At 61.1% G+C, this 5402-nt stretch carries 5 protein-coding genes; all 5 read right to left on the bottom strand.

Translation table 11 applies throughout. The features are described from left to right. Window positions 1–550 (bottom strand): VWA domain-containing protein (locus VN887_18905; GenBank protein HXT42085.1); only part of this gene is annotated, 550 nt, incomplete at its 3' end. After that, complete coding sequence (locus VN887_18900; GenBank protein HXT42084.1) at window positions 547–1479, bottom strand: DUF58 domain-containing protein; 933 nt, start codon at window positions 1477–1479, stop codon at window positions 547–549. The genes VN887_18900 and VN887_18905, both read right to left, overlap by 4 nt. 96 nt (window positions 1480–1575) lie before the next feature. After that, the gene (locus VN887_18895) at window positions 1576–2577 is read right to left on the bottom strand and encodes a MoxR family ATPase (protein ID HXT42083.1); all 1002 of its coding nucleotides are present in this window, start codon (window positions 2575–2577) and stop codon (window positions 1576–1578) included. 98 nt (window positions 2578–2675) lie between these two features. Further along, window positions 2676–4610: a hypothetical protein gene (locus tag VN887_18890; GenBank protein HXT42082.1), complete on the bottom strand. Its 1935-nt coding sequence runs from the start codon at window positions 4608–4610 to the stop codon at window positions 2676–2678. Between the two features lie 191 nt (window positions 4611–4801). Beyond that, the coding region (locus VN887_18885; GenBank protein ID HXT42081.1) for a hypothetical protein at window positions 4802–5402 on the bottom strand (601 nt) is incomplete at its 5' end.

Here is a 5402-nt window from a genome sequence, read left to right as displayed (position 1 = left end):
CGGTCTTGTCGCGCGTGAGCGAGTCCGCCATTTTCAGCGCCTCGTTGAGCCTCGTGGGTGAATCCGTCGCCGTGCTCGACTGAATGGCCCGGCGGAGCAGTGACTTCTCGCTGGTCTCGGATTGTTTCACCTCGGTGTTCGCGCCGGCGAGCAGCACCACCATGCGGTCGGTGTCGCGCAGACCGTCCACCAGCTTGAGCGCCCCGGCCCGCGCTTTTTCGAAACGCGACGGTGCTTCGTCCGTGCTCTGCATCGAGGCCGAAGCGTCGAGGATGACGACCTGCAAATTGCCGCCGGACAGATGGCCGGAAAAGTAGGGCCGCGCCAGCGCCAGAATCGCCAATGCCAGCATCAGCAGTTGAAGGATGAGCAGCCAGTTGTGACGGAGGCGTTGAAATGGCGCGCTCGCCTGTGTCTCCGCGAGAAATTTCTGCCAGAGCAGCGTGCTGGACACGAGCCGCACCACCCGCTTGCGTTTGAGCAGATAGAACAGGATCACCACCGGAATCGCGGCGGCAAAAAAGAAAGCGGCGGGCGCCAGAAATCTCATCCCCACACCTCCGCCTCGCGAAGTTGTTTCAGCAACAGTTCCTCCAGCGGCGTGTCGGAGGCCGCCATGAAAAAGTTCATGCCGCGCGAAGAGCAATACTCGCGGAGCCGCTGACAGAAGTTTTGCACCGTCTGCCGGTAGGTGTTGAGGCGGTACTTCCCGAAGGTGACCTCCTGTTGCGCTCCGGTCTCGGAATCAATCAGACGCAGGTCACCATAGGTCGCTGGGTTCAATTCGTCCGGCGCGAGGATTTGCACGGCATTCACCTGAAAGCCGCGACCGACGAGCGCGGTCAGTCCGGCTTCGTAGCCCGCCGGATCGAGAAAATCGCTTAGCACGACCGCCACACCCGCCTGACGTGCCTGCAGCGCCCCGCGGCGCAGCGCTTCATTGAACGAGGTCGCTCCCCGCGCGGTGAGTTGATTGATGTTCTGGAAAAATTCCAGCGCGGACCTGCGCCCTCGCACCGCGCGCAACGCGCCGCGAGCCGCCAGCTCCGAACTTTGCGCCCTGCGCTCCGCATCGGTGGCGGGCTCTGACGTCACATCGGGAAAGATCACCACGCTGACGCGGTCGAAACCGCACAAAGCCACGTAGCCAACCGCGGCCGCGACCTGCCGCGCGAAGTCAAACTTGCGCGGCTCGCCGAAGGTCATTGACTCGCTGGCATCAAGAAATACCGTGACCGGCAGTTCGCGCTCCTCTTCATAGAGTTTCAGGAAGAGCCGGTCCAGCCGACCGTAGAGATTCCAATCGAGATAGCGGAAATCGTCGCCGGAAACATAATTGCGATAATCCGCGAACTCGACCGATTGCCCGCGTGCCTTGCTGCGTCGCTCCCCCTTGGCGCTGCTCTTTGCGCGACGCTGCGCGAGCAGTTGAAACTGCTCGAGACGACGCAGAAGTTCGGGGGTGAGGAGCGAGGGCATGACTCACCTGCGAGAGCGTGGAGATACCGAAGTGTTGAACATTGGCAACGAGTGTCGATTTATCGGAGATAAACGCCTTCGCGTCTCCGTATTCGTTCAGACATTCACCGCCTGCACATCCTTCGGCACGTCCTGGAGAATTTGCGTGATGATGTGATCCGTCGTGACGCCTTCGGCATCCGCCTCGAAATTCAGGATCAGACGATGACGCAGCGCCGCCGCGGCGACCGCCTGAATGTCGTCGAAGCTGACGTTGAACCGGCCCTGTGTCAGCGCGCGGACTTTCGCCGCGAGAATCAACGTCTGTCCACCACGCGGGCTGCTCCCAAAACGAAGGTATTGATTGGCGATGGGTGCGGCGGTCTCGGTCCTGGGATGTGTGGCGAGCACGAGTCGCACCGCATAATCCTTAACGTGCGTCGCCACCGGGACTTCGCGGACAAGTTTTTGCAACTCCAGCAGACTGGCGCCATCAAGCACCTTGTTGACCTGTGCCCTTGCATTTTCCGTGGTGCGATTGAGCACCTCGGTCAGTTCGGCGGCGCTTGGGTAATCCACGAGCAATTTGAAAAAGAAGCGGTCGAGCTGCGCTTCGGGCAGCGGATAGGTCCCCTCCTGGTCAATGGGGTTTTGCGTGGCGAGCACAAAAAACGGCTCGGCCAGCTTGCGGATTTCACCCGCGGCGGTGACCTGCTTTTCCTGCATCGCCTCAAGCAGAGCGGACTGTGTCTTCGGCGTGGCGCGATTGATTTCGTCCGCGAGGATGATATGCGCGAAGATCGGGCCGCGCTGGAACTGGAACTCGCGCCGGCCATCGGGATTCTCGACGACCAGATTGGTCCCTAGAATGTCGGCGGGCATCAGGTCGGGCGTGAACTGGATGCGGTTGAAGGAGAGTTCGAGCACTTCGCTCAGCGTGCGGACAAGCAGCGTCTTTCCGAGCCCGGGCACGCCCTCGAGCAGCACGTGGCCGCCCGCAAAGATGGCGAAGAGCGTGCCCTCGACGATTTCGTCGTTTCCGACTATCACTTTGCCGATCTCCGCGCGCAACGCGGCGGAGGTCTGGCGGAACGATTGGATTTGTTCTTCGGTGTTCATAAAAATGTGAAGCGGGCGATTCAACCCGGGCCAGGCACAGACGAATCTCTTCCCCGTGCCGCGTTAAATCCGTGTTTCATCCGTGGCTCGGACTACGGTCACTCCTTGAGATCGTCGAAATAGTCCTTCACGGCGCCCTGATAGGCGCGCGGCACCTGCTCCTGACTGAGCGCGCTCTGTGCTTCGCTCTGCGCGGCGGCCACGGCCTCGGTGTAACCGACCCTGCTTTGGCCTTTGATGCTGACGCCTTTCAACGTGATGCTTGGCATCGGGCCGCCGGGGCTGATCTGGCCTTTGACTTTCGTCGGGACGAGCGCATCGGAAAGCTCACCGTCGCCGCGGTCGCTCTCGCCTCGCGGTGCCATATCCGGACGCTCGAGGCCGGAGTTGTCCCATCGTTCGGTCATCTCCGCATACGACAGCCAGCCGTTGTCGTCCGACCATGTACCCACGCCGCGACCGGGACGGCCGCCCGGGCCTGCGCGCGGTGTCTTCGCCAGGCACTGCCCCCAGCTCATGCCGTTGCCAACGCACATCTGCGCTTTTTGCAGCGCGTCCATCATCGCCATCATGGATTGCGCGTCCCCGAGCTGGTCCAGCAGGCGCTTCAATTCGTCCGATGCATCGGCGAGCGATTTGGCGGCGCCGGGTTTGTCGCCGCCCTTCATCCTGCCGGCCGCTTCCTTGAGAAAATCCCCCACTTTGCCGTACTGGCTGCCGGGTTTGACCGCCTTGTCCACTTCCGCGAGGAGCTTTTGCAACTGATCTTCCGACGGATTGCCCTTCTTCAACTGGTCGATCATTTTTTGCAACGTCTGCATGGCGGCCTCGGCCTGGCCCTTGTCGAGCTGTTCGGCGAGGTCTTTGCCGAGTTGCGCCATCTGCTTCTGGAGTTCCTGCATCGCCTTCGCCATCGCCTGCATTTTTTCGAGATCCACCTCGGCGACCTTCAAATCCTTGAGGAACTGGTCAATCTGGCTGCCTTCAAGCGCCTTGATCGCGTCGTCCAGGCTCGGTAACTGAAGCCCCAACTCCTGCGCTTTCTTCGCCAGATCGGAGAGCGCCTGCGACATCTCCTGTTTCTGCTGCTGGCCTGCGGCGTCGTTACCGGGCAGGCCAGCCGCCGCCTGTTGCATTTTCTGGAGTTCCCTCTGCAGTTTGTCGAGCGCGTCGGGCGTCGCGTTCGGATTGCCAAGCTGCTTCTGCATTGAATCAATCTGCTTCTGCAAGTCCGCGTTGCTGGTCGTGTTGCGGCCCGACGGCGAGCGCGCCGCCTGCTCCAGTTTCCTCAGGGCAGGGTCCTTGGCCAGATCTTTTGCCTGATCTTTCAGTTTCTCCGTCGCACTTGCCAGATCATGCAGAGCCTCGGTGCGGGTCAGTCGCGCCTGTGCCAGCCGGTCACCGAGTTCCTTCACCGAATTCAACGCCTTCTCGGTGGGTTCCATCACCGGCGGACGCCGCTCCATCGTGCGCCGCGTCAATTCGGTGAGTTGCCGGCCCGTTTCCTTCACGATCTCCGCTTCCTTTTTCTTTTGTTGCTGCGCCTTGCTGCGATACTCCGGAATGAAACCGAGCGTCGCCGCCAGCACCAGCAGGAGGAACGACCAGCGGGCGATCTTCGGCAAATGATAGGGAAGCGACTCGCGCGGATTGAAATCGCGCAAACGGCCCGCGGCGTCGGACAACACCAGGTGCCGCCAGTTCCCGGCGACGGCGGCGCGCGTCACTTCGAGTGCGGTGCTCAACCGTTCCTGAAAATGCTGCCGCTCATCCATCCAGCGAGCGGTCTGGTCCAGAGTCGGCTTCCGCCAGAAACCGGCGAGAAAACCGGCGGGCATCAGCACTGCCGCGACACCGGCCGCAATCGTCAGCGTTTGCTCCGGCAAGGGGAGCAGTTTGTAAAGCGCGAGGACCACCAGCCAGAGCGCAGTGCCCATGAAAAGCCCCTGCCAAAGAGAGCGCCAGCCCCGCTGCCAGCGACGCCGTCGCGCCGTCCGTTCCAGCGTGGTTTGAATGATCTGAATTTCGCTCATGGCTCCGCGATAACGTGCAGCAGGGGCAAGGCTTTGGCGAGTCAAAATTTGTGTCAATCCCTGCGCCGGCCGGCTTCCGTGAGATTTGACCCTTCGAATGCAAAATCGTTCCGAGAAATCTCCGGGTCGGCGTGTCGGGCACAACGGTGAAGCCGCTGCAATCTGAAACGTCCTCAGCGCACCCCCGGGCGCTACGGTTGAAAAGTTCGATAGAACCGGTAGGGATAAACCGGGGAATCGGTGATGATCAGATCGAACACGGCACCGGAGTTGGCGTTCGTCAGCACCGGGGCCCAATCGACGAAATTGGTGGTGGCTTGCACAACGAAGGTCTGTCCCGCGACTCCGGTGAGCGTGATATGAATGTCTCCGCCGGGGAGACGTTGTGGCGGCGAAAACTGGGGCCGTGGCCTGTTATCAATCGTGGTCAAGACGAGGTTGGTGATGCCAAATGTTGGCTCCAAATAGAACCCACCGCCCAGATCCAGCCCGGAAATGTTATCAAACGAGCCGGTGTGTGAGACGTATTTGATAACCTCGAAGGTGGCGCCTCCAGCGGGCTGGAACCCGTTCACCAGGGAGATGTTGAGCGCCCCGTTCAAAGCCACGGTACCGGTCACAATGAGCTGATCATAATTAACGCCCGCATTCGTTCCTCCAATCTGGATGTTGATGACACTGTTGGTGGATTGCGGCAGGTTGCCGGTGATGAACAAGGCACCAAGCGGGTTGCCAGGACTGAACTGGCCGTCGGCGGTGAACGTCGTGTGCGAGACATCCACGGTACCGGAC

The organism is Candidatus Angelobacter sp. (assembly GCA_035607015.1).
In the GTDB taxonomy this organism is placed as follows: Bacteria; Verrucomicrobiota; Verrucomicrobiia; order Limisphaerales; family AV2; genus AV2.
This window is presented reverse-complemented; position numbering and strand designations above follow the sequence as displayed.